The sequence below is a fragment of the Photorhabdus sp. RM322S genome, from assembly GCF_042879395.1.
Lineage (GTDB): Bacteria > Pseudomonadota > Gammaproteobacteria > Enterobacterales > Enterobacteriaceae > Photorhabdus > Photorhabdus khanii.
The window spans coordinates 23,052-48,108 of record NZ_JBHFKW010000018.1; the positions used below are offsets into that span (position 1 = coordinate 23,052).

Sequence of the window (25,057 nt, forward strand, 5' to 3'; positions counted from 1 at the left end):
AACATTGCGAGATAAAATGATGATCAAACAAAGGACACTTAAACGTATTGTTCAGGCGACTGGCGTCGGTTTGCACACCGGTAAGAAAGTCACGCTGACAATGCGCCCAGCACCGGCTAACACCGGGGTCATCTATCGCCGCACTGACTTGAATCCACCGGTTGATTTTCCGGCAGATGCAAAATCCGTGCGTGATACTATGCTCTGTACTTGTCTGGTAAATGAGTATGACGTGCGAATCTCAACGGTCGAGCACCTGAATGCAGCGCTTGCAGGGCTGGGTATTGATAATATTATTATCGAAGTTGATGCGCCAGAAATTCCTATTATGGATGGCAGTGCCAGCCCGTTTGTTTTCCTGCTGTTGGATGCGGGTATTGAAGAGCTGAATACATCTAAAAAATTCCTGCGCATTAAAGAAGCTGTGCGTGTGCAAGAGGGCGATAAGTGGGCAGAGATGACACCTTATAATGGTTTCAGTCTGGATTTCACTATTGACTTTAATCACCCTGCGATTGATTCAAGTTCTCAGCGTTACTGTCTGGATTTTTCAGCGGAAGCGTTTGTTCGCAAAATCAGTCGTGCGCGTACTTTCGGCTTTATGCGTGATATTGAGTACTTACAATCTAAAGGCTTATGTTTAGGTGGCAGCTTTGATTGTGCGATTGTTGTTGATGACTACCGCGTACTTAATGAAGATGGCTTGCGTTTTGAAGACGAATTTGTCCGCCATAAAATGCTGGATGCAATCGGTGATCTGTTTATGTGTGGCTATAACATCATTGGCGCATTTACTGCGTTCAAATCTGGTCACGCGCTGAACAATAAACTATTGCAGGCAGTTTTGGCGCAAGAAAGTGCATGGGAATTGATCACTTTCGAAGATGAAGCTGAAATGCCGCTGGCTTTTCGTGCTCCATCGACTGTAATGGCATAACGCTTTAGTGTGCCAGAGAATAACTCAATGATGCATCTCAGTGGGTTATGCAATCAGTGATTTGGTTCTCGCTGATATTCTTTACTCAGCGTTATCATTTCTTCTTAGCTGTGCTGGCACTCTCTCCGGCCAGTGCAGCTAATCGCTCTAATCTTTCCTTCAGCTTCTTAGGACTACGATTCGCTAATATAATGAGTTCCTTAGCGCTTTCCTGACTTAACTGACGTATCGGTAAGGTTTTGTGATTGTCACTCGTTGTTTTTGCGAAGCTCTGCGCACTATTGTTATGCTTAATCATTAGTGATGGATTAATCCTAATGTCGATGGAAGACAATGATGGTAGAATTTCGCTTCTTAACGCAGAGAGTAACGTTGGTAGCTCGTAACGTAATCTGGTCATCCAACTGGCGTTTCCTGCTTCCAGTACCAGAATTTGTTTGCGATAATTGGCGACCCGGCACCACGGATGTAACTGTGCGGGAAGTAGGCTGGTAACGGCACGGTTAAGTTTTAACAAAGCGACGGCACGTTGCTGGATAACATGTAGCGGGTTTTTCTCAACCGCAGCGGCGTCTTCAAAAAGAACATCTAATGATTGTGGGCGGCTATCGCGCATAATAAAAATAGCTCCGATATGATGAAGGATTAATGGGTATTCTAAATCTTTGGCGACAATTTGGCAGACGTTATTTCTGGTCACATCTGTTATTAGGGGTGGTTGCGGCAAGTATTGGCGTTCCTACCGTTTTTGCCGGTGTTACGGATAATATTCCACAAGCTAATACGTCATCCAGCCAGAGTTGGCAAAATCAAGCTTTATCGGTTTTTGATAACCTGTTTTCATTGCAAAATGTTCAACGTCAGCCTGCCAATGGTGTTAATTACTGGCAACAACATGCTGTGCGCAATGTTATCCGGCAACTTTCTTTTGCTTTTTCTGTTTCCCAGCCTACGAGTAATGAAACAGCAAAACAAAGTACCCGGTTAAGCTCTTCCGGTATTCAGCAGCTTGTGCTGGAAACACTGAATGCATTGTTAATTAGGGAGCCTGAGCCACCTGAGCCGGTTTCAGATATACAGTTTCTGACTGTTGCGCCACAATCTTCTCATTCCCAAGTGTTTTGGATTGCTAAAGCTCAAGGTATTCGTGCAGGCCCTGCCGCTTACCTCTGAATCTTCTTTTTTTACAAATTCCGAAATAAATAACTATTTGCTGGCTGCGAGATAACGGCCTTATCTGAGATGTAATTAACTATGCTGATTAAATTATTAACTAAGGTTTTTGGTAGTCGTAATGATCGTACACTGCGTCGCATGCGTAAAATTGTTGATGTCATCAACCGCATGGAACCCGAATTTGAAAAATTGTCTGATGAAGAATTGAAGGGTAAAACAGTCGAATTCCGTGCTCGTTTGGAAAAAGGTGAATCGCTGGAGAATTTGTTGCCAGAAGCATTTGCAACAGTACGTGAAGCGAGTAAGCGTGTGTTTGCTATGCGTCATTTTGACGTTCAGTTACTGGGTGGTATGGTTCTGAATGAGCGTTGTATTGCTGAGATGCGTACCGGTGAAGGTAAAACGCTCACAGCGACTTTGCCTGCTTATTTGAATGCGCTAACTGGGCGCGGTGTTCACGTAGTCACCGTGAATGATTATCTGGCACAGCGTGACGCTGAAAATAACCGTCCATTGTTTGAATTTCTGGGGTTGAGTGTGGGCATCAACCTGCCAGGTATGCCCGCACCCGCTAAACGCGAAGCATATGCAGCGGATATTACCTACGGCACAAACAACGAATATGGCTTTGACTATCTTCGTGACAATATGGCATTTAGCCCGGAAGAGCGTGTTCAGCGTAAACTGCATTATGCGCTGGTGGATGAGGTTGACTCCATTCTGATTGACGAAGCGCGTACCCCATTGATTATTTCCGGCCCGGCTGAAGACAGTTCTGAGCTTTATATCAAGGTCAATAAGCTGATCCCTAAACTGATTCGTCAGGAAAAAGAAGATTCAGAGACTTTCCAGGGAGAAGGCCACTTTTCTGTTGATGAGAAGTCCCGTCAGGTTAACTTGACGGAACGCGGTCTGGTTTTGGTTGAGCAATTGTTGGTGGAAGTGAAATTGATGGAAGAAGGTGAATCTCTGTATTCACCCACTAACATCATGTTGATGCACCATGTTACTGCTGCCCTGCGCGCCCATGCTCTGTTTACCCGTGATGTTGACTACATCGTGAAAGAGGGTGAAGTCATTATTGTCGATGAACATACTGGCCGTACTATGCAGGGGCGTCGCTGGTCTGATGGGTTACATCAGGCTGTCGAAGCTAAGGAAAGTGTAGAAATTCAGAATGAAAACCAAACATTGGCTTCGATTACTTTCCAAAACTACTTCCGTCTGTATGAAAAACTGGCCGGTATGACCGGTACGGCTGATACAGAAGCATTTGAGTTCAGCTCCATTTATAAGCTCGATACCATTGTGGTGCCGACAAACCGCCCAATGATCCGCAGTGATTTGCCGGATCTGGTTTATATGACCGAAGCTGAAAAAATTGAAGCTATCATTGAAGATATCCGCGAACGTACCAGTAAGGGGCAGCCAGTATTGGTGGGAACGATTTCTATTGAAAAATCTGAACTGGTTGCCCGTGAGCTGACGAAAGCCGGTATTGAGCACAACGTACTTAACGCTAAATTCCACGCAATGGAAGCGGATATTATTGCTCAGGCGGGTCAGGCGAGTGCGGTAACTATTGCGACTAACATGGCTGGTCGTGGTACAGATATTGTGCTGGGTGGTAGCTGGCAGGCTGAAATTGCTAAATTGCCGGAACCAACAGACGCTCAGATTGAAGAGATTAAAACTGCATGGCAGGAGCGCCATGATATCGTTCTGGCTGCGGGTGGTTTGCACATCATTGGTACCGAGCGTCATGAGTCCCGTCGTATCGATAATCAGTTACGTGGGCGTTCTGGTCGTCAGGGAGATGCCGGCTCATCTCGTTTCTATTTGTCAATGGAAGATTCACTGATGCGTATTTTTGCATCTGATCGTGTCACTGGCATGATGCGTAAATTGGGTATGAAACCCGGTGAGGCGATTGAGCATCCGTGGGTAACCAAAGCTATCGCCAATGCTCAACGTAAAGTAGAAAGCCGTAACTTCGATATACGCAAACAATTGCTGGAATACGATGATGTTGCTAATGATCAGCGTCGTGCTATTTATGCTCAACGTAACGATTTGCTGGATGTCAGTGATGTTAGTGAAACTATTAGCAGTATTCGTGAAGATGTATTTAAAGCAACTATTGATGCTTATATTCCGCCTCAATCTTTGGAAGAGATGTGGGATGTAGAAGGCTTGCAGCAGCGTTTAATGGCTGATTTTGATTTGGAGCTACCGATCAAAGAGTGGTTGGATAAAGAGCCTGATCTACACGAAGAAACTTTACGTGAGCGTATCCTTGAACAGGCTGTTGAAATCTATAAACGTAAAGAAGAGATTGTCAGTACTGAAATGATGCGTAACTTCGAGAAAGGTATCATGTTGCAGACGCTGGATATGTTGTGGAAAGAGCATCTGGCAGCAATGGATTACCTGCGTCAAGGTATCCATCTGCGTGGCTATGCTCAGAAAGATCCAAAACAAGAATATAAGCGTGAATCTTTCGCTATGTTTGCAAACATGCTGGAGTCGCTGAAATATGAAGTGATTAGCACATTGAGTAAAGTTCAGGTGAGATTGCCGGAAGAAGTCGAAGCTCTGGAGCAACAACGTCGTGCGGAAGCTGAACGTTTGGCAGGACAACAGCAATTAAGCCACGAAGTTGAAAAAGGTGCATTAATGTCTAAAACAGAAGCTCAGATTGCCAGTGGTGCTCGTAAAGTGGGTCGTAATGATCCTTGTCCTTGTGAGTCGGGTAAAAAGTATAAACATTGCCACGGGCGCTTGCAGTAATGATGAAAAGGCGGGAAACCGCCTTTTTACTGTTAGCTTTAAGTGGGTAACTTTGGATGTGGACCTTGATTGTGGGTTGCTTAGTAACTGAAACGAAGAAATGAAGATGATAGTGATATGGAAAAGAAACACCTGTATATAGCCGCTGGGATAATTAGAAACTCACGACATGAAATTTTTATTACTCAGCGTCATGCCGATACTCATATGGGCGGTTTTTGGGAATTTCCTGGCGGGAAAGTCGAAAAAAAGGAAACATCTGAACAGGCTTTAGTGCGTGAGTTACAGGAAGAGGTTGGTATTACTGCTACTCATTATGAATTGGTAAAAACGGTTGAACATGATTTTCCTGACAGGCTGATTACCCTGTATTTCTTCTTGGTGGATGGATGGGAGAATGAACCTTTCGGCAAAGAAGGGCAACTTTCCCGGTGGGTATTACAGAAAGATTTAATTGCTGACGAATTCCCACCCGCTAATCGCAGCATTGTTGCATTACTGACTGCTTGAATTGCAAATAGCCGCATTATGATTAACGCGGCTATTTATTATTGTTCCGGTTGTTCACTCCAATCGTCACTATCGGAGTCTTCACTTTGGCTTGGTATCCGTTTCTCTTCATTTGCCCACTCGCCTAAATCAATTAACTGGCAGCGTTTACTACAAAATGGGCGGTATGGACTTACTTCTCCCCAAACTACATTTTTACCGCATATTGGGCACTCAATCATCAATAATTCAGACATAATCACTCTCCTGATAACTCGCTTGTCATGTTAGCAGCATGCTAGTTCAAATGGTAAATGAATGGGCACGGATCCTTGTTCACTATTCAATGGTAAAAAGCGGATAGCAAAGCGGGTTTTGTGACCGGAAATTTGAGGAAATAGTAAAGGTTTTAATGGTAAACGTAATCTCAGTAAATCTGCACCTTCTGCCGTATCCTGATGAAAACCGTTTTTACTGATCTCAGAACGGAAAATAGCAGATTGGCGAATGAGTTCTAAAATACTTTCTAGCGCTTGTTGGAGTGGTAGCAAGCTATCAATCCAGAAGGAAACCATTTTATCTCTTTCTGACTGTGGTAAGTGAAGCCATAAATGCAAGGTGGGTAGATCAAAACCACAACAGCCACTTGGAATACTGAGGCGCTGGCGCACCATACTGATAATTTTATCTTCTTTAAGGGATTGCCCGAGCCGTGGTGCTTTGCTTAATGCAGCAGCCCGATCTTTCAATTTTAATCTGAAACTATTGACGATATTAACATCAACATCAGGTATTTCAGCCCATTGTTTTAATTTTGCCTGTTGGCGTTCTAACTCTTTTAGCAATTCTGACCGTACTTCCCCCCGTTCCAGAACTTCAAGTAGTTCAGCAACCGTGCGGAAGAAGGCGAGGCTGCTTGCCAGTGAGTCTAAGTGGCGTTGGCTGGTGAGTTGGTGTAAGGAGGATTCAATTCGCAACCATGATCGCATTTTTTCGTTTAGTGGGTGTTCAAAAATGATTGTAGAAGTTGTGTCACTCATCATGATTATCCTGTCTGGCTGATTCAGCTAATCTTAAATATTGTTGATGTAGTTCGGCGACACGAGGAGCAATTGCTTGTACGTTATCATGATTTGAGATAACGTCATCGGCATAAGCCAGTCTTTCACTACGGGATGCTTGTGCGGCCAAAATATTTTCGACTTGTTGGTAGCTAATACCATCACGGGTAGCTACCCGGCTGATTTGTACTTCAGGTGAAACGTCAACGACAAGGATCCGATTTGCCAGATGCCCTGCATTATTTTCGACTAATAATGGAATAACCCAAATAACATAAGGTGCAATTATCTGTTCTAATTGCCGTCTGGTTTCTTGACGTATCAGAGGATGAAGAAGTTGATTAACCCACTGTTTTTCTTGTTTATTTGTGAAAATTTTCTGGCGCAACAGTGTCCGGTTAAGACTGCCGTCTGGCATCAATATGTCATGACCAAAGTGTTCTGTAATGGCTTGTAAAGCAGGTGTTCCAGGAGCAACGACTTCTCTGGCAATAATATCTGCATCAACAAGAGGAACACCGAGAGCGGCAAAAGCGTTGGCGATAGTGGTCTTACCGCTGCCAATCCCACCTGTGAGTGCAATAATATAAGTCATCCTATCCCTTCATATTACTTGATAGTATTTCGGGATTGTAACCGAAAAGGGGGCAGATGACCTAGAGGCAAAACTATAGAATCGCTTTTACTTCAAGTGAGTACCGTACCTAGCTGAAAAATAGGTAAATACATTGCGAGCAATAGTATACCGACAATAGCGGCTATTATGACTATAAGTATTGGTTCTAGTAACTGAGTCATATTATCAGAAATTTCCAATGCTTGTTGTTGGTACCAGTTGGCGAGATTTCCCAATAACAGTTCCAGATTACCAGATTCTTCTCCAACACTGACAAACTGTTGACACAGTGCAGGAAAACAAGATTGTTGCTTCAGTGTTTCACTCATTGGTATCCCTTGATTAATTTGGACTCGTAAGAATTTGGTCGCTTTTAAAAAGACTGGGTGATTTATTGATGCAATAGCACTGTCTAACCCTGCGGTGAGTGTCAGGCCGGCTTTTTGTGTCATAAACAAAATATGAAAAAGTTGCCCTAGTTGCTGACAGCTAATTAATTTTGCAATAACGGGTAAACGTAATATCAGATTTTTCTCACGGATAATCCATATCGTATGGCGTTGGCGTAATTGCAGGTAAAATAGGAATAGCGCTATTAACCCAATAGTGCTATAGATACCATATTGAATCAGCCAGTTTGATGCCATTAATAAAGTACGGGTTAGCAGAGGAAGTTGTGCGTCAAATGAATGATAAATATGTTCAAATTCAGGTAAGACAAAAATCAGCATCAATAAAATAATGATGCTGGCAACAACAGTAATAATCAGAGGATAGCGTAGTGCTTTTGTTATTTTTTTCTGTAACGTGTCTTGTTGTTCCTGTTGTTTAACTAATAATTGACAGCAGGTTTCTAATTGTCCGGTTAGTTCGCCAACAGCAATGAGTTGGCAAAATAAAGGTGGAAAGAGAAATGGATAATTCTTTAATGAGGTGGAGAGTGATTCTCCGCGAGTAATTTTCTTACTAATATCTGACAATACACAATGCCATAATGGATTGTCACATTCACGAATAAGAATATTCAGGCAATTCAGTAATGGCATTCCTGATGATAATAGTGTTGACAATTGACGAATAAAATTCAGGCGGTAGGCAATCTGTTGTTGGTGGTAAAATATCCATTTATCACATTTTATATTATAAGGTTGCAATCCAGCATGGATAAGTTGCTGATATAAAACTTTCCGGTTATCACATAGTGATTTACCTTTTGATATTTCGCCTTTATTGTTAACTGCTTGCCAATTATAAAGATAATGAATTTTCATTACGCTTCCTGCCCTATGACTTGGTAAATTTCTTCCAGTGTAGTAATTCCTTGTTCTACTAATAAAATACCGGATGAAAGTAAGGTGTCTTTTCTTTGCTCCATAATAATCTTTTGTACATTTTTTGGGTTATTTTCTGATAATACTTGTTGAATTTCATGTGTTATTTCCAAAAATTCATAAATAGCCGTTCGGCCATAGTAGCCAGAAAAACAATGTTCGCAACCGACGACTAGCCATTGCCTGATAAATAAAGAATTATTTCCAATATTAATAATCGTTTCTTCTGTTTGTTGATTGCGGCAATGAAGACATAATTTTCTGACAAGCCGTTGGGCGATAATTAATTTGATACAAGACGCTGCCATATAACCTGAAATACCCAGATTCTGTAGGCGGGATAATGTATCTACGGTAGAATTAGTATGTAGTGTAGAGAGCACTAAATGGCCTGTTTGTGCTGCTTTTACTGAGATTTCGGCTGTTTCGCTGTCACGAATTTCTCCTACCATGATAATATCTGGATCCTGTCGTAATAATGCCCGTAATACTTTGGCAAAATTGAGTTCAATTTTACTGTTCGTTTGTGTCTGATTAATGCCGTTAAGTGGGATTTCAACGGGATCCTCTACACTGCAAATGTTCTTTTTATTTTTATTTAGATATTGTAAGCAGCTATATAAGGTTACTGTTTTTCCACTGCCCGTTGGGCCGGTAACTAAAATCATTCCTTGTGGTAATGCTAGTTTTTGTCGGAGCTGATTTAATAATTGATCAGGAATACCTAATTGATCCAGAGACAGTTTCTGCATGGTATTTAATATCCTGAGCACAACTTTCTCTCCGTGTATTGTTGGCAGAGTAGCCATACGGATAGCGTAGTTGTGCCGTGTGTCATACCAATCAAATTGTCCATCCTGAGGTAGTCGTTTTTCAGCAATATTCAATTTCGCCATTATTTTAAGACGTGCGGCAATACTTGCATTCATTTGAGGAGATGGAGAGGACAAGGGATGTAATGCGCCATCAACCCGGATACGAATCCGATAACCTTGCTGGAATGGTTCAAAATGAATATCAGATGCACGCCGTTGAATTGCAGTTAATAAAATTTGATTAATAAGTTGAATGACTGGTGCGTCATTATCATCTGCATTGATATCAGTTGTGGTGGGTAATAAAGATGCCTCCTCCTCGGGTAAATGGCTGAGTGAAACATTTTGGTGTAATATTGATTCAATTTTCGCTAGCGGCCAAATCTCTATATTAACGATACACCCGGAAATAAAGCGTAATGCTGCCAGTAAATCATCATTGGGTAATTCGCTGCTGGCAATTGTTATTGTATTATCATCTTTTTTTATAACAACAGATTGATGGCGCTGACAAATGTCATGAATTTCTCTTTCCATTAATATGGTTTCTGCTGCCGAAAGTGAGTTCATTGTTACTTCCTGTGTAAATAGATATTTATAAGGGTGATGAATTAGAATTTGAATACTTCCTGACAACGGTTCTTTAATGAACTATTTGCCGCTTCACATTTATTAATCCATCTGGTCGTACTTGTTTGTGTATTTTGTGTCGGATTCAAAATAACCCTGAGGTCTTTCAGGCTTTGCTGACCATTAATGGTGATTTCTCCATCTTTAACTGAAATGCTTCCGATATATCGGCTATTATGGTGACTGGGAATTGATACTGATCCTGAGTTGCAGCCTTTAAAATCTTCAGTTTCAAAACTGCAAAGTTCTATACCTGATTTATAAGGTACAATAGCTTGTAACATATCTGTTAAGGCTGCTTTCTGAATATATCCCTGATAACTGGGAATACCAATAGCACTTAAGATGGAAATAATGGCAATAGCAACCATAATTTCCATTAATGTGAATCCTTGTTGTTGGCTCATATTTTTCTCCGTGTTGTTGTATTGCGACATAAATAATGAAGGAAAAGAAAAAAAATAAAACAGGATATGTAGAGGTTATGGAATTGGCTCGAAAAAAGATTTTTGTATTGCAATGTTTTCAGAAATATTTACGGTGGTGTTCGCAAATCTGTGAGTTATGGATTGCTGATTTACACCACCATCAATATTATTGTTGATGTTTACTGAAAGCGCATGGATAGATCTAACGCTTTGATATGCTTGGTTAATGCTCCAACAGAAATGAAGTTAATGCCTGTTTCAGCATAGCTGCGCAGGGTGTCTAGGGTTATATTACCTGATATTTCTAAAGCGACTTTACCTGATGTGATGGCGACAGCTTCTTTCATCATTGGAATAGTAAAATTATCTAACATAATAATATCGACATTGGCTTTCAGTGCCAGAATCAGCTCATCTAGGGTTTCGACTTCGACTTCAATAGGGACATCTGGGTGAGAATCACGGGCTTTATCTACAGCCTGTTTAATAGAACCATTGGCAATAATATGGTTCTCTTTAATAAGGAAAGCATCAAATAACCCAAGGCGGTGATTACTGCCCCCTCCGCAAAGTACCGCATACTTTAGGGCTGTGCGTAATCCTGGGAGTGTCTTGCGGGTATCGAGTAACTGGGTTTTTAAACCGGCAAGAAGGCGGACATAATGACTGACTTCTGTTGCAACACCAGAAAGAGTCTGAATAAAGTTAAGGGCGGTGCGTTCACCGGTCAGCAATACAGGTGCGGGGCCTCGTAATACACAGAGTTTTTGGTTGGCTGTAATTGAATCACTGTCTTTTACCAACCATTCAATGGAGGCTTGGTCACCTAACTGAGTGAAAACTTCATTCAGCCATTGTTGCCCACAGAAAATACCCTCTTCCCGGGTAATAATTATTGCTGTGGCTTGTTTATCTGCCGGAATTAACTGGCTGGTAATATCAGAAGTGAAATCTGTATTGCCGCCCAGATCTTCTTTTAGTGCGAGGGTTACACTGGCAGGAATGTCGTTCTGTAAGCGTTCCATCAGAACAGCACGGCGCTGATCTGCACTGTAATTTTGTTTTGTCATTAAAAAGCTCCAGAAGTGGTAACAATATTGATGGTCTTAACATGCTACCCTGTTGTGTAGCGAACAACTACTATCTTGGTTTTGTCATCAGATTGAATGAGTAAAAAATGCGGTTGCATGAGGGGCGAAGTTTGGTGGCCTTTATCTTGAGCAATTCTTCACTGGGACATTGAATACAGCAGGTGATTTAGGCGGGAATATCTGGATATAAAAGAGCATATCACTGGTCATAATGATATTGTTGCGGGAAGAAAAACAGATCTTTGGACCTTATTTCGATTGGACACATTATCAGCAATTGTTGCAGGAGTAGTAAAGAATGACCCTCTTTATACTGTTGTTAGTGTTGGCGTGGGAACGAGTGTTTAAAATGGGTGAACATTGGCAATTGGATCATCGCCTTGAGCCATTTTTTATCAATATGAAGTCTTTTTCACTACGCAAAAGCTTATTAATGACGTTAATAGTCATGTTACTTACATGGCTACTGGTTGAAATGCTTGATGATTTTATATTTGGCATCTTTGAACTGATTTTATGGGTGTTGATTTGTTTGCTATGCATAGGTGCGGGGCGCTTACGGCATGATTATCGTGAATATTTTCGTATTGTTCATCAGGGTGACAGGGAGCTGTTAAGAGAACATCTCGCTCGTCTCACCATCATTCATGGCTTACCCTCTGATGCCAGTAAAGAAAATGAGTTACGGGAGATGCAAAATGCGCTTCTATGGATAAATTTTCGTTATTATCTGGCACCGATTTTTTGGTTGATTGTGGCAGGTCAATTAGGGCCGGTTGCTTTGATGGGATATTGTTTCTTAAGAGCTTATCAGGGGTGGTTGGCACAATATGGTACGCCACTTCAGCGCGCGCAATCTGGTGTTGATAGTCTGTTGAACTGGCTGGACTGGATCCCTGCTCGTCTGGCTGGAATTGCTTATGCCTTATTAGGGCATGGTGAGCGGGCTTTACCGGCGTGGGTTGCCTCTCTTAGCGATTTGAGAACTTCACAATATAAAGTGGTATGCCAGCTTGCTCAGTTTTCATTAAGCCGCGAACCCCATCTTGACGCAATTCTAACGCCTGTTGCAGCGGTGACATTGGCGAAAAAGGTGACTTTTTCTATCATTGTCGTGGTTGCCTTTCTGACAATTTATGGCGCATTAGTTTGATTTGTTTGTAGTCTCAATAGCTTAATTATCTATAAAGGGAGCTGTGTAAATGGTTCCTTTTTTCTTTTCTATCAATAAATTAATTATATCTTCCAACTATAATCACGATGATTTATACATCATTCTGGGTAATGTTCTGTTTATTTCATGATAAAAAATTATTGTAATACGATAACTTTTAAAGTACTTTAGCGAGAGTTTAGTTGAACATGTATATGGAATGACACAATGTGTGGTAAACAGGAGTTTGTAACGAATCCCAGAATCAAGCTACTCAGCTTTCTGGCTATTATTATTGCTGCTGTTATGGCAATTGGTGATATGGGGTTCCATATTGCGTCTTGGTCGTTATGGCATGATACCACTCGTCAAGCTGTTCTTCAGGCATATAGCGATCTGATGCCTGCATTAATTGCAAAAGGATTTAAGCAATCTTTATTAAGTGAGGTGCTTTATATCTCGCTGGATACAATACCTCTAATCATATCAACTGTTTCTTATGTATTAATCGGAATTTTATTTTTCCGGCTTGCTAAAGGTGAAATATGGAGTAACCGTAATATTTCCGCTTCATGTATTATTGGTTTCCTGATGATTCTGGAGCAACTACTTTACCCTGTGATTAATACATTACAAGGAATGGCGTTATCTGTGGATTTAGTAAAAGGACAGCGGGTATTTAGTTTCTCGTTTGGCGTTAATTCAGAGTCTCTATTTATTATTATGTTTGGTGTATTCCTTCTAATATTTAGCCTAATTATGCACGAATCAAAGAAAATAAGCGATGAACAACGTTATTTTATCTGAGAATCATCATGAGTATTATAATAAGATTGGATGTGATCTTAGCGAAAAGGAAAGTAAAGTCTAAAGAATTGGCTGCAATTATCGGTATTACTGAGCAAAATTTATCATTGTTGAAAAATGGTAAGATAAAAGGTATCCGTATTGATACGCTGGAAAAAATTTGTAAATATTTACAATGCCAGCCTGGGGATATATTGGAGTATGTAGAAGATGAAGAGGATAACAGCTAATTAAGTCACTGTGGGTCTTTTTGTATCTTGTAAGATGGAACTTAACATTAATTAGTTTTAAATGCATGAAAATATCACTTATTTCATGCTTTTTATCTAGCTTATTATTCCTAAGTGTTCACGGAGCACCAATAAAGACAATTTTTTCCAGTAATGAAGGGATATTTTACTCTATAGGGAAATATTGTTCTGATATCCCATGGAATGCCAGAAAGATAAAATGCATATGTAGATATTACTTACTCGATCGTAAGAAGTAATCTCTCTTTTTATATGGTTTTTTATTTAAGTTAAATTTTTATAATATATACGGAAAATTAAGGATGTTAAGAATGAATAAATTTCTCATTGCTTTATTATCAATATTTGTGATTACGGGATGTTCCACACCACAGTTAAGTGATGCTTATATTTCAACCTGTGGTTATCTTGAATGTAATGTTAAAGATATAATTTCGGGTGAAGAAGTCAAAGTCAATACCCCGCATCCTGTGCCTGATTTTGATAAAAACACATCAATCCAAGACAGACAAATTATACAATCTGGTGGAAGGCCATCTTTTGAAAAAGAGAGTTACCGTATTAGGGGAACTTTTAAATTCTAATTTAGTTTCCCTGATTATTTTCTTTAGTTTTATTTGAGGCATTTTTTATGAATTCCATAAAAAAAATCACCATTATTTCTTTAATTATATTATTTACTTTATTAACTGGTTGTACATCGTGGGAAAAACCAGGAGCAACTCAGTTTGAGAGAGACAGGGACTACGCTGAATGTAGAGAAATAGGTTATTCTCGTTTTTCACCAGACTGGACCAGCGAAGTTGTTCATTCTTTCGAGAAGCAACATCTCCCTTGTGTAAATAAGGACGAGAAGGAAGACAAATCTTGTGGGAATTACATTATTGTGCCAAAAGCTGAAGTTAATCGTTGGGATAAAAATGAATCTGCAAGGCGTTGGGTCATTTCCTCCTGTATGCATAAAAAAGGGTGGCATGAAGAAACCCGCTATTGGTTTTAATATAGTACGTTTTTCCATCAGCAAGAGTTATGTAGGACTTTTGCTGGTGGTTCCTCACATATTTTGCAAATATTCCTTTCTGATCACAGGTTTTAGCCATTCCGTTTTGCTGATTTGAGCTACATTTATAATCTAATGGAATCGTCGTTGTGTTTAAAGTCAATAAGTGATGATTTGGTATCTATACTTTTTAAATAAATACTCAACTATTTCTTTGCTGTAACGATTCATTATATCTATTTATACGTTTCAAAAGGTTAGGTTAAAATATCATTGCAGAGGATTTATTAGCCTATTAGTTATCGATTTTTGCTAATTTTTAAAAAAAATTGTTAAAATTTGCAGGTTTTTATGATTTAGCTCAAGGTCTTTATGGACAGCTGGTGAATACTTTGTTACTTTTATGGCCCTGTAATTTAAATTGGTATTACCAATTGACTCCGGCAGGGACCGAAGCAATGTTTCTCCATTAACTGGCTTACAGTAAATATGGCTTATAGCAAAATCCGCCAACCAAAATTATCAGATGTGATTGAGCAGCGTCTCGAGCATTTCATCCTTGAAGGATCTTTACGTCCAGGGGAGAAATTGCCGCCTGAACGTGAGTTGGCAAAACAGTTTGATGTGTCACGCCCTTCACTGCGCGAAGCTATTCAACGGTTAGAATCCAAAGGTTTTCTCTTTCGCCGTCAGGGTGGGGGAACATTTGTCCAGAGTAACCTATGGCAAAGTTTCAGTGATCCATTGGCACAACTGCTGGCTGGTCACCCAGAATCTCAGTTTGATCTCCTTGAAACCCGCCATGCTTTGGAAGGTATCGCAGCCTATTACGCGGCATTGCGTGGAACTGACGAAGATTTTGAACGCATTCGGGAACATCACCTGATTATTCAACAAGCACAGCAAAGTGGTGATGTTAATGCTGAGTCCGATGCTGTTCTGCAATATCAGCTTGTTGTTACCGAAGCGGCACATAATGTGGTTCTCCTTCATTTATTGCGCTGCATGGTACCTATGCTGGAACAAAATATCCGGCAAAATTTTGAGTTTCTGTATACCCGTCGGGAAACGCTGACTGCGGTCAGCGATCATCGAACGAAAATTTTTGAAGCTATTATGGCGAGGCAACCAGAGAAAGCCCGTGAGGCTTCCCACCGCCATTTAGCCTTTATTGAAGATGTTTTATTGGATCTCAGCCGTGAGCATACCCGCCGAGAGCGATCACTACGACGTCTTCAACAGCATCAGGAATAGAATTAGCTGTGTAGATCTTGAGTTTGCTGCGTCTGTACAGCTAAGTTGAGTCCCTTTACTGAGGGCGCTAGCGGCAACAACAGTGAGGGCCTATCTTCCAGTCATGACCGGCTGAACGTCAAAGGGTATGACGGGAAGATAGGCTCCAAAACAATCATTAGAAACAGATAACAGATAAGGAATACACCATGTCAGACATTTTGAAAAATGACGTGGATCCGATCGAAACTCGCGACTGGTTACAGGCGATCGAATCGGTCATCCGTGAAGAGGGTGTTGAACGTGCCCAGTTCCTGATTGATCAGGTATTAAACGAAGCACGTAAAGGTGGCGTGAATGTTGCGGCAGGTGCTGCTAACCGCGATTATATCAACACCATTGCTGTTGAGGATGAGCCTGCTTACCCTGGCAACCTGGAGCTGGAGCGCCGTATTCGCTCTGCTATTCGCTGGAATGCTGTGATGGCTGTTTTGCGGGCATCCAAAAAAGATCTGGAATTAGGTGGTCATATGGCTTCATTCCAGTCTTCAGCAACTATGTATGAAGTTTGTTTCAACCACTTCTTCCGTGCCCGTAATGAAAATGACGGCGGTGATTTGGTTTATTTCCAAGGTCACATCTCTCCGGGCGTCTACGCGCGTGCTTTCCTTGAGGGCCGCCTGACTGAAGAGCAGATGAATAATTTCCGTCAGGAAATTCATGGTAACGGTCTGTCTTCTTATCCGCATCCAAAACTGATGCCTGAATTTTGGCAATTCCCGACGGTTTCAATGGGATTGGGGCCAATTGGTGCTATCTACCAGGCTAAATTCCTGAAATATCTGGAACACCGTGGTTTGAAAGATACCTCCAAGCAAACCGTTTACGCATTCCTGGGTGACGGTGAAATGGATGAACCGGAATCTAAAGGTGCGATTACTATCGCAACCCGTGAGAAACTGGATAATCTGGTATTTGTTATCAACTGTAACCTGCAACGCCTGGATGGTCCGGTTACGGGTAATGGAAAAATCGTTAACGAGCTGGAAGGTATCTTCAACGGTGCGGGCTGGCAGGTTCTTAAAGTTCTTTGGGGTGAGCGTTGGGATGAGTTGCTGCGTAAAGATACCAGCGGCAAATTGATCCAACTGATGAACGAAACTCTGGACGGCGATTACCAGACGTTCAAATCCAAAAATGGTGCTTATGTCCGTGAGCATTTCTTCGGCCGTTACCCAGAAACGACAGAATTAGTCAAAGATATGACTGATGATCAGATTTGGGCGCTGAACCGTGGTGGTCACGATCCTAAGAAAGTATTTGCTGCCTTGAAAAAAGCGCAGGAAACCACCGGAAAACCAACTGTTATCCTGTCTCAGACCATCAAAGGTTACGGTATGGGTGATACGGCTGAAGGCAAAAACATTGCTCATCAGGTTAAGAAGATGAATATGGAAGGCGTTCGCCATTTCCGTGATCGTTTCAATGTCCCTGTTGCTGATGAGCAAATCGAAAACTTGCCATATGTGACTTTCGATAAAGACTCTGAAGAGTATAAATACCTGCATGAACGTCGTGCAGCGCTTGGTGGTTATTTGCCAAGCCGTCGTACTCATTTTGAAGAGAAGCTGGAACTACCAACGTTGGAAGATTTTGGTGCATTGCTGGAAGAACAAAACAAAGAGATTTCTACCACTATCGCTTTTGTTCGTGCACTGAATGTGATGTTAAAGAACAAGTCAATCAAAGATCGTCTGGTTCCAATCATTGCCGACGAAGCGCGTACCTTCGGTATGGAAGGTCTGTTCCGTCAGATTGGTATCTACAGCGCTAATGGTCAGCAGTATACTCCGCAGGACCGTGAGCAGGTGGCTTACTATAAAGAAGACGCGAAAGGCCAGATCCTGCAAGAAGGTATTAATGAACTGGGTGCAGGTTCATCATGGCTGGCAGCGGCGACTTCTTACAGCACCAACAACCTGCCAATGATTCCGTTCTACATCTACTACTCTATGTTCGGGTTCCAGCGTATTGGCGACCTGTGCTGGGCAGCCGGTGACCAACAGGCTCGTGGCTTCCTGATCGGCGGTACTTCAGGTCGTACGACCCTGAATGGTGAAGGTCTGCAACACGAAGATGGTCATAGTCACATTCAATCTCTGACTATTCCTAACTGCATCTCTTACGATCCGGCGTTTGCTTATGAAGTGGCTGTGATTATGCATGACGGTTTGGAGCGTATGTATGGTGAGAAACAAGAGAACATTTACTACTACATCACCACGCTGAACGAAAACTACCACATGCCAGCGATGCCACAAGGTGCAGAAGAAGGTATCCGTAAAGGTATCTACAAACTGGAAAGCCTGGAAGGTAGCAAAGGTAAAGTTCAGTTGTTAGGTTCTGGTTCTATCCTGCGTCATGTTCGTGAAGCCGCGCAGATTCTGGCTAACGATTATGGTGTGGGTTCTGATGTGTACAGCGTCACTTCATTCACTGAACTGGCGCGTGATGGTCAGGATTGTGAACGTTGGAATATGTTGCACCCAACAGAAACGCCACGCGTACCTTATGTTGCTCAGATCATGAATGAAGCACCGGCAGTGGCTTCTACTGACTACATGAAACTGTTTGCAGAACAAATTCGTAACTTCATCCCTGCAAGCGAATTCCGCGTATTGGGTACTGACGGTTTCGGTCGTTCCGATAGCCGTGAAAACCTGCGTCATCATTTTGAAGTTGATGCTTCCTACGTAGTAATTGCTGCACTGGGTGAGCTGGCTAAACGTGGTGAAATTGATGTGAATGTTGTGGAAGAAGCAATCAAGAAATACAACATTAATCCAGAAAAAGTTAACCCGCGTTTGGCATAAGAGGTAAAGATCAATGACTATCAAAATCAACGTACCGGATATCGGTGCAGATGAAGTTGAAGTCACCGAAATCATGGTGAAAGTTGGCGATACAGTGGAAGCTGAACAATCGCTGATCACGGTAGAAGGTGATAAGGCTTCGATGGAAGTTCCATCCCCTCAGGCGGGTGTTGTTAAAGAAATCATCGTTGCGGTTGGCGATAAAGTTGAAACCGGCAAGCTGATTATGATTTTTGCTTCCGCAGAGGGCGCTGTAGACGCTGCACCTGCTGAAGAATCAGTGGCGATACCATTATCCTCTCGTATGGCAGAACCAGAACCTGTGGTTTCTGCGGCCAGAGATGTTCATGTACCCGATATCGGCGGTGATGAAGTTGAAGTGACCGAAGTGATGGTCAAAGAAGGCGATACGGTTACAGCAGAGCAGTCACTGATCACCGTAGAAGGCGATAAAGCCTCTATGGAAGTACCGGCACCGTTCGCCGGTACGGTTAAAGAGATTAAAATCAAGGCCGGTGATAAAGTGAATACCGGTTCTATGATCATGGTATTCGAAGTGGTGGGTGCAGCACCTGCACCTGTGGCTTCTGCTCCGGCTCCAGTGGCTGAACCTGAGAAAGCTATTCCTGTTCTGGAGAGCAGAAGCAGCTTTGCAGAAGAAGATAAAAACGATTTCATTGAAAATAGTGCTTATGTTCACGCAACGCCGGTGATCCGTCGTCTGGCGCGTGAATTCGGCGTTAACTTGGCTAAAGTGAAAGGTTCAGGTCGTAAAAACCGTATTCTGCGTGAAGACGTTCAGTCTTACGTGAAAGACGCGATTAAACGTGCTGAATCTGCGCCTGCATCAGCCGGTGGCGGTCTGCCGGGTATGTTGCCTTGGCCGAAAGTTGATTTCAGCAAATTTGGTGAAATTGAAGAAGTTGAACTGGGTCGTATCCAGAAAATTTCGGGTGCTAACCTGAGCCGTAACTGGATGATGATCCCACATGTTACACAGTTCGACGAAACAGACATCACTGAGGTTGAAAACTTCCGTAAACAGCAGAATCAGGAAGCTGAGAAGAAACAGCTTGGCGTGAAGATTACCCCACTGGTGTTCATCATGAAAGCGGTAGCAAAAGCGCTGGAAGAGATGCCGCGTTTTAACAGCTCTATCTCGGCAGATGGTCAGAAACTGACGCTGAAAAAATACATCAACATTGGTGTGGCAGTTGACACACCTAATGGTTTGGTGGTTCCGGTGTTCCGTGACGTCAATAAGAAAGGCATCATTGACTTATCCCGCGAGCTGACAGAGATGTCTAAGAAAGCCCGCGCAGGTAAACTGACTGCATCTGATATGCAGGGTGGATGCTTTACTATTTCAAGCCTGGGTGGTATCGGTGGCACAGCATTTACGCCAATCGTTAACGCACCGGAAGTGGCTATCCTTGGCGTATCCCGTTCATCCATGAAGCCGGTCTGGAATGGTAAAGAGTTTGTACCACGCCTGATGTTGCCTATGTCACTCTCCTTCGATCACCGAGTGATCGATGGTGCTGATGGTGCACGTTTCATTACATTTATTAATCATGCAATGAGCGATATCCGTCGTCTGGTGATGTAATCTCAAAGGCCGGCCATGTGCCGGCCTGATTGTTATTGTTGTGGCAGGGAAACCGCTTGCATCTGGTTGGTTTGTTGCGAGTTCTGTCACGTTAACGCGCTTTTCAGGTTATTAACAATTCTGTAAACTGCTCGCGGTGTGTAGGTCCCGGTGGAATATATCGTTTTTTGGCGTCTGACCCGCCGGACAAACAATTAAGAGGTCATGATGAGTACTGAAATTAAAACCCAGGTTGTGGTGCTTGGGGCAGGTCCAGCAGGGTATTCTGCTGCTTTTCGTTGCGCGGATTTAGGTTTGGAAACCGTCCTGGTGGAACGTTACTCTACCTTAGGTGGTGTTTGTCTTAACGTGGGTTGTATCCCTTCTAAGGCATTGCTTCATGTAGCAAAAGTTATTGAAGAAGCTAAAGCTCTGGCAAATCACGGTATCGTTTTTGGTGAGCCAAAAACCGATATCGAAAAAGTCCGTGTCTGGAAAGAAAAAGTTATCAATCAGCTGACCGGTGGTCTGGCTGGTATGGCTAAAGGCCGCAAAGTTAAAGTTGTTAATGGTGTTGGTAAATTTACCGGTGCTAACACGCTGGTTGTTGAAGGTGAAGGTGGCGCAACAACGATTAATTTTGATAATGCCATTATTGCCGCAGGTTCCCGTCCTATCCAATTACCATTCATCCCTCATGATGACCCTCGCGTATGGGATTCTACCGATGCACTGGCGCTGACAACGGTTCCTGGGCGTTTGTTGGTGATGGGCGGCGGTATCATCGGTCTGGAAATGGGAACTGTTTACCACGCTCTGGGTTCTCAGATTGATGTCGTTGAAATGTTGGATCAGATTATTCCTGCGGCTGACAAAGATGTGGTGAAAGTATTCACCAAGCGTATCAGCAAACAATTCAACCTGATGCTGGAAACGAAAGTGACTGTAGTAGAAGCCAAAGAAGAGGGTATCTACGTCACGATGGAAGGTAAAAACGCACCGGCAGAACCACAGCGTTATGACGCGGTTCTGGTTGCTATCGGTCGTGTACCTAACGGTAAGATGATGGATGCGGGTAAAGCGGGTGTTGAAGTTGATGACCGTGGCTTTATCCAGGTTGATAAGCAAATGCGTACCAATGTACCGCACATTTTTGCTATCGGTGACATCGTTGGTCAGCCAATGCTGGCGCATAAAGGTGTTCACGAAGGCCACGTTGCGGCTGAAGTTATTTCTGGTAAGAAACACTACTTCGATCCAAAAGTTATCCCATCCATTGCTTACACTGAACCAGAAGTTGCATGGGTTGGCCTGACTGAAAAAGAAGCGAAAGAGCAAGGTATCAGCTATGAAACAGCGACCTTCCCATGGGCTGCTTCTGGCCGTGCGATCGCTTCTGATTGTGCTGACGGTATGACCAAACTGATTTTCGATAAAGAAAGTAACCGTATTATCGGTGGTGCCATTGTAGGTACTAACGGTGGTGAACTGCTGGGTGAAATCGGTCTGGCAATTGAAATGGGTTGTGATGCAGAAGATATCGCGTTGACTATCCATGCTCACCCAACGTTGCATGAATCTGTCGGTCTGGCGGCTGAAATCTTTGAAGGCAGTATTACTGACTTGCCAAATGCTAAGGCAAAGAAAAAGAAATAATTTCTTAAATTGCCTGATGTAATCAACTAAGCGGCTTTCATTTATGGAAGCCGTTTTTTTATTCCTGGTATGACCTGTTCAAAAAAATAGGGCATAAAAAGTGTGGTTTTTGTGGGTGCTACTGGCAAAAATTAGCGGAATAATCTGCTTTAATAGCGTTATCTACTGCTAATTCAGAATATTACTATCAGTTAATGTTACTTTTATGTGAACGAATTAACATCGTATTCAAATTTTGGTATGCTGGGTGCCCGAAGCTCGGCATAACTTGAACTGATTAGGTTATGCCGGCAATCCTCTGACCTGGCACCCGGAACCATAACTAACAGCCTGTCCCAGTGGGCGTTGCGTTATTGTTGCGAAAACACAATAGCCTGATGATACAGGTTCTAAGGCGGGTGCAGACAGCCGGGTAGATAAATGACAATGAGAGCGAGGAGAAAGTCGTGCTAGAAGAATACCGCAAGCACGTAGCCGAGCGTGCAGCCCAAGGTGTCGTCCCTAAGCCATTGGACGCGACGCAAGCGGCGGCGCTGGTTGAGTTACTGAAGAGCCCACCAAAAGGTGAAGAAGATTTCCTGTTAGATCTACTGATTAACCGTGTTCCCCCTGGTGTTGATGAAGCGGCATATGTAAAAGCCGGTTTTCTTGCCGCCATTGTAAAAGGTGAAACCACTTCACCGCTCATCACGCCAGAAAAAGCGGTTGAACTGCTTGGAACTATGCAGGGTGGTTATAACATTCATCCCCTGATTGATGCTCTGGATAATGAAAAACTGGCTCCCATTGCAGCTAAAGCGCTCTCTCATACTTTGTTGATGTTTGACAACTTCTATGATGTAGAAGAAAAAGCGAAAGCCGGTAATCCACAAGCCAAACAAATTATGCACTCTTGGGCGGATGCGCAGTGGTATCTGGGACGTCCTGAACTGGCAGAAAAAATCACAGTAACTGTATTTAAAGTGACTGGTGAAACAAATACGGATGACTTATCTCCTGCGCAGGATGCATGGTCACGTCCTGATATTCCATTGCATGCTCTGGCTATGCTGAAAAATGCCCGTGAAGGTATAGAACCTGATCAAGCTGGCATCGTTGGCCCAATCAAACAGATTGAAGAACTGAATAAGAAAGGCCACCCGTTGGCTTATGTAGGCGATGTGGTTGGTACCGGTTCTTCCCGTAAGTCAGCCACTAACTCAGTGCTGTGGTTTATGGGCGAAGATATCCCATTTGTGCCAAACAAGCGCGGTGGTGGCGTTGTTTTGGGCGGTAAAATTGCGCCAATCTTCTTCAATACCATGGAAGATGCTGGTGCATTGCCCATTGAAATAGATGTTAATAAGCTGAATATGGGTGATGTGATTGATATCTATCCCTATAAAGGCGAAGTACGCAATCACCAAACCAATGAATTATTGGCTGAATTTGAACTGAAAACCGATGTGTTGCTGGATGAAGTTCGCGCGGGTGGTCGTATTCCACTGATTATTGGTCGTGGTTTAACCAGTAAGGCTCGTGAGTCACTTGGCTTACCGCAAAGTGATGTATTCCGTCAGGCGAAAGCGGTTGAGAAAAGTAACCGTGGTTTCTCCTTAGCTCAGAAAATGGTTGGCCGGGCATGTGGCACTGTGGGTATTCGTCCGAGTGAATATTGTGAACCTAAAATGACCTCCGTTGGTTCTCAGGATACTACCGGTCCAATGACCCGTGATGAGCTGAAAGACCTGGCATGCTTGGGCTTCTCTGCGGATTTGGTGATGCAGTCATTCTGCCATACGGCTGCTTATCCTAAGCCGGTTGACGTCACTACTCACCATACTCTGCCGGATTTCATCATGAACCGTGGTGGTGTTTCCCTGCGTCCGGGTGACGGCATCATTCACTCATGGCTAAACCGTATGTTGTTGCCTGATACCGTAGGTACGGGTGGTGATTCTCATACCCGTTTCCCGATAGGTATTTCCTTCCCGGCAGGTTCTGGTTTGGTGGCGTTTGCGGCTGCGACGGGTGTAATGCCTTTGGACATGCCTGAATCTGTGCTGGTTCGTTTTAAAGGACAAATGCAGCCCGGTATCACTTTACGTGATTTGGTACATGCAATTCCTTACTATGCGATTCAGCAAGGTCTTCTGACCGTTGAGAAGAAAGGTAAGAAAAACATCTTCTCTGGCCGTATTCTTGAAATCGAAGGTTTGCCAGATCTGAAAGTTGAGCAGGCATTTGAGCTTGCGGATGCTTCGGCAGAACGCTCTGCGGCAGGTTGTACGATTAAACTGGATAAAGCGCCGATTATCGAATATCTGCAATCTAATATTGTATTGCTGAAATGGATGATTGCTGAAGGTTATGGTGACCGCCGTACACTGGAACGTCGTGTAACGGGCATGGAAAGCTGGCTGAAAGATCCTCAATTGCTGGAAGCCGATGCTGATGCGGAATACGCTGCGGTTATCGAAATCGATCTAGCTGAAATCAAAGAGCCAATTTTGTGTGCACCGAATGATCCAGATGATGCGCGTTTACTGTCTGATGTGGCTAACAGCAAAATTGATGAAGTCTTTATCGGTTCTTGCATGACTAACATTGGTCACTTCCGTGCTGCCGGTAAATTATTGGATCAGCATAAAGGCCAATTGCCAACTCGCTTGTGGGTTGCTCCACCAACCAAGATGGATGCGGCTCAACTCACTGAAGAGGGTTATTACAGCATCTTTGGTAAGAGTGGGGCACGGATTGAAATACCGGGTTGTTCCTTGTGTATGGGTAATCAGGCACGTGTTGCTGACGGTGTAACGGTGGTTTCTACTTCAACCCGTAACTTCCCGAACCGTTTAGGAACGGGAGCGAACGTCTATCTGGCATCGGCTGAACTGGCTGCGGTGGCTTCTCTGTTGGGACGTCTGCCTACGCCAGAAGAATATCAGCAATTTATGGATAAAGTTGATGAGACAGCAGAAGATACTTACCGTTATCTCAACTTTGACCAATTGAATCAATACACTGAAAAAGCGGATGATGTGATATTCCAAACTGCGGTGTAATTCTGGTATATTGCAATTACTCGTAAAACATGGGAGGTAAAAACCTCCCATTTCAAAGACAGTTGTTAAAAAAAGCCGTTTTTTATCT

General features: G+C 42.9%; 22 protein-coding genes. 14 read left to right on the forward strand and 8 right to left on the reverse strand.

Features of this window, described 5'->3' with window-relative positions; all coding sequences use genetic code 11:
- Positions 1–19: 19 nt before the first annotated feature.
- Positions 20–937 carry a UDP-3-O-acyl-N-acetylglucosamine deacetylase gene (gene lpxC, locus ACGF63_RS12315; protein ID WP_036843470.1) on the forward strand — a complete coding sequence of 306 codons (918 nt, stop codon included), beginning with the start codon at positions 20–22 and terminating at the stop codon, positions 935–937.
- Between the two features lie 94 nt (positions 938–1,031).
- On the opposite strand, the gene ACGF63_RS12320 is transcribed toward lpxC, so the two are convergent.
- Complete coding sequence (locus ACGF63_RS12320; RefSeq protein ID WP_387631104.1) at positions 1,032–1,553, reverse strand: DUF721 domain-containing protein; 522 nt, start codon at positions 1,551–1,553, stop codon at positions 1,032–1,034.
- Positions 1,554–1,585: 32 nt separating this feature from the next.
- Here ACGF63_RS12320 and secM point away from each other — a divergent pair, with 32 nt between their 5' ends.
- The 3 genes from secM (at position 1,586) to mutT (ending at position 5,413) form a co-directional block, all read left to right on the forward strand.
- A complete protein-coding gene (gene secM, locus ACGF63_RS12325; RefSeq protein ID WP_387631107.1) occupies positions 1,586–2,110 on the forward strand; it encodes a secA translation cis-regulator SecM in 525 nt (174 codons plus the stop codon).
- An 81-nt stretch (positions 2,111–2,191) separates the two neighbouring features.
- Positions 2,192–4,903, forward strand: a complete 2,712-nt coding sequence (secA, locus tag ACGF63_RS12330) for a preprotein translocase subunit SecA (protein WP_152962451.1) — start codon at positions 2,192–2,194, stop codon at positions 4,901–4,903.
- A 117-nt stretch (positions 4,904–5,020) separates the two neighbouring features.
- Positions 5,021–5,413, forward strand: coding sequence for an 8-oxo-dGTP diphosphatase MutT (gene mutT / locus ACGF63_RS12335; RefSeq protein WP_036842761.1), 393 nt, complete (start codon positions 5,021–5,023; stop codon positions 5,411–5,413).
- Between the two features lie 38 nt (positions 5,414–5,451).
- Here mutT and yacG read toward each other — a convergent pair whose 3' ends face one another.
- From yacG to nadC, 7 genes are all read right to left on the reverse strand, one after another.
- The gene (gene yacG / locus ACGF63_RS12340) at positions 5,452–5,649 is read right to left on the reverse strand and encodes a DNA gyrase inhibitor YacG (protein ID WP_036842764.1); all 198 of its coding nucleotides are present in this window, start codon (positions 5,647–5,649) and stop codon (positions 5,452–5,454) included.
- A gap of 30 nt (positions 5,650–5,679) precedes the next feature.
- Positions 5,680–6,432, reverse strand: coding sequence for a cell division protein ZapD (gene zapD / locus ACGF63_RS12345; RefSeq protein WP_036842767.1), 753 nt, complete (start codon positions 6,430–6,432; stop codon positions 5,680–5,682).
- Positions 6,425–7,048, reverse strand: coding sequence for a dephospho-CoA kinase (gene coaE, locus ACGF63_RS12350; protein WP_036842769.1), 624 nt, complete (start codon positions 7,046–7,048; stop codon positions 6,425–6,427). Before coaE ends, zapD begins: the two co-directional genes overlap by 8 nt.
- Positions 7,049–7,140: 92 nt before the next feature.
- The gene (gene hofC, locus ACGF63_RS12355; RefSeq protein WP_152962450.1) at positions 7,141–8,340 is read right to left on the reverse strand and encodes a protein transport protein HofC; all 1,200 of its coding nucleotides are present in this window, start codon (positions 8,338–8,340) and stop codon (positions 7,141–7,143) included.
- The gene (gspE, locus tag ACGF63_RS12360; protein WP_387631113.1) at positions 8,340–9,785 is read right to left on the reverse strand and encodes a type II secretion system protein GspE; all 1,446 of its coding nucleotides are present in this window, start codon (positions 9,783–9,785) and stop codon (positions 8,340–8,342) included. The genes hofC and gspE overlap by 1 nt, the downstream gene beginning before the upstream one ends.
- 41 nt (positions 9,786–9,826) lie before the next feature.
- Entirely contained in the window at positions 9,827–10,252 is a 426-nt protein-coding gene (gene ppdD, locus ACGF63_RS12365; protein WP_387631116.1) for a prepilin peptidase-dependent pilin, read from the reverse strand.
- Between the two features lie 200 nt (positions 10,253–10,452).
- Positions 10,453–11,343 carry a carboxylating nicotinate-nucleotide diphosphorylase gene (gene nadC / locus ACGF63_RS12370; protein WP_387631119.1) on the reverse strand — a complete coding sequence of 297 codons (891 nt, stop codon included), beginning with the start codon at positions 11,341–11,343 and terminating at the stop codon, positions 10,453–10,455.
- A 319-nt stretch (positions 11,344–11,662) separates the two neighbouring features.
- Between nadC and ampE the strand changes: the two genes are divergently transcribed.
- From ampE to acnB, 10 genes are all read left to right on the forward strand, one after another.
- The gene (gene ampE / locus ACGF63_RS12375; protein WP_036842784.1) at positions 11,663–12,517 is read left to right on the forward strand and encodes a beta-lactamase regulator AmpE; all 855 of its coding nucleotides are present in this window, start codon (positions 11,663–11,665) and stop codon (positions 12,515–12,517) included.
- A gap of 228 nt (positions 12,518–12,745) precedes the next feature.
- Complete coding sequence (locus ACGF63_RS12380) at positions 12,746–13,324, forward strand: hypothetical protein (RefSeq protein WP_036842786.1); 579 nt, start codon at positions 12,746–12,748, stop codon at positions 13,322–13,324.
- 8 nt (positions 13,325–13,332) lie between these two features.
- On the forward strand, positions 13,333–13,554 hold the full coding sequence (locus ACGF63_RS12385; RefSeq protein ID WP_036842787.1) for a helix-turn-helix transcriptional regulator: 222 nt from the start codon (positions 13,333–13,335) through the stop codon (positions 13,552–13,554).
- A 332-nt stretch (positions 13,555–13,886) separates the two neighbouring features.
- Positions 13,887–14,159, forward strand: coding sequence for a hypothetical protein (locus tag ACGF63_RS12390; RefSeq protein ID WP_036842789.1), 273 nt, complete (start codon positions 13,887–13,889; stop codon positions 14,157–14,159).
- A gap of 47 nt (positions 14,160–14,206) precedes the next feature.
- A complete protein-coding gene (locus ACGF63_RS12395) occupies positions 14,207–14,575 on the forward strand; it encodes a hypothetical protein (protein ID WP_036842791.1) in 369 nt (122 codons plus the stop codon).
- Between the two features lie 489 nt (positions 14,576–15,064).
- A complete protein-coding gene (gene pdhR, locus ACGF63_RS12400; protein ID WP_152962448.1) occupies positions 15,065–15,829 on the forward strand; it encodes a pyruvate dehydrogenase complex transcriptional repressor PdhR in 765 nt (254 codons plus the stop codon).
- A 188-nt stretch (positions 15,830–16,017) separates the two neighbouring features.
- A complete protein-coding gene (aceE, locus tag ACGF63_RS12405) occupies positions 16,018–18,681 on the forward strand; it encodes a pyruvate dehydrogenase (acetyl-transferring), homodimeric type (protein WP_036842795.1) in 2,664 nt (887 codons plus the stop codon).
- 13 nt (positions 18,682–18,694) lie between these two features.
- On the forward strand, positions 18,695–20,290 hold the full coding sequence (aceF, locus tag ACGF63_RS12410; protein WP_152962447.1) for a pyruvate dehydrogenase complex dihydrolipoyllysine-residue acetyltransferase: 1,596 nt from the start codon (positions 18,695–18,697) through the stop codon (positions 20,288–20,290).
- A gap of 207 nt (positions 20,291–20,497) precedes the next feature.
- Entirely contained in the window at positions 20,498–21,925 is a 1,428-nt protein-coding gene (gene lpdA / locus ACGF63_RS12415; protein WP_387631209.1) for a dihydrolipoyl dehydrogenase, read from the forward strand.
- Between the two features lie 446 nt (positions 21,926–22,371).
- Positions 22,372–24,969, forward strand: a complete 2,598-nt coding sequence (acnB, locus tag ACGF63_RS12420) for a bifunctional aconitate hydratase 2/2-methylisocitrate dehydratase (RefSeq protein WP_036842801.1) — start codon at positions 22,372–22,374, stop codon at positions 24,967–24,969.
- Positions 24,970–25,057: the final 88 nt, after the last annotated feature.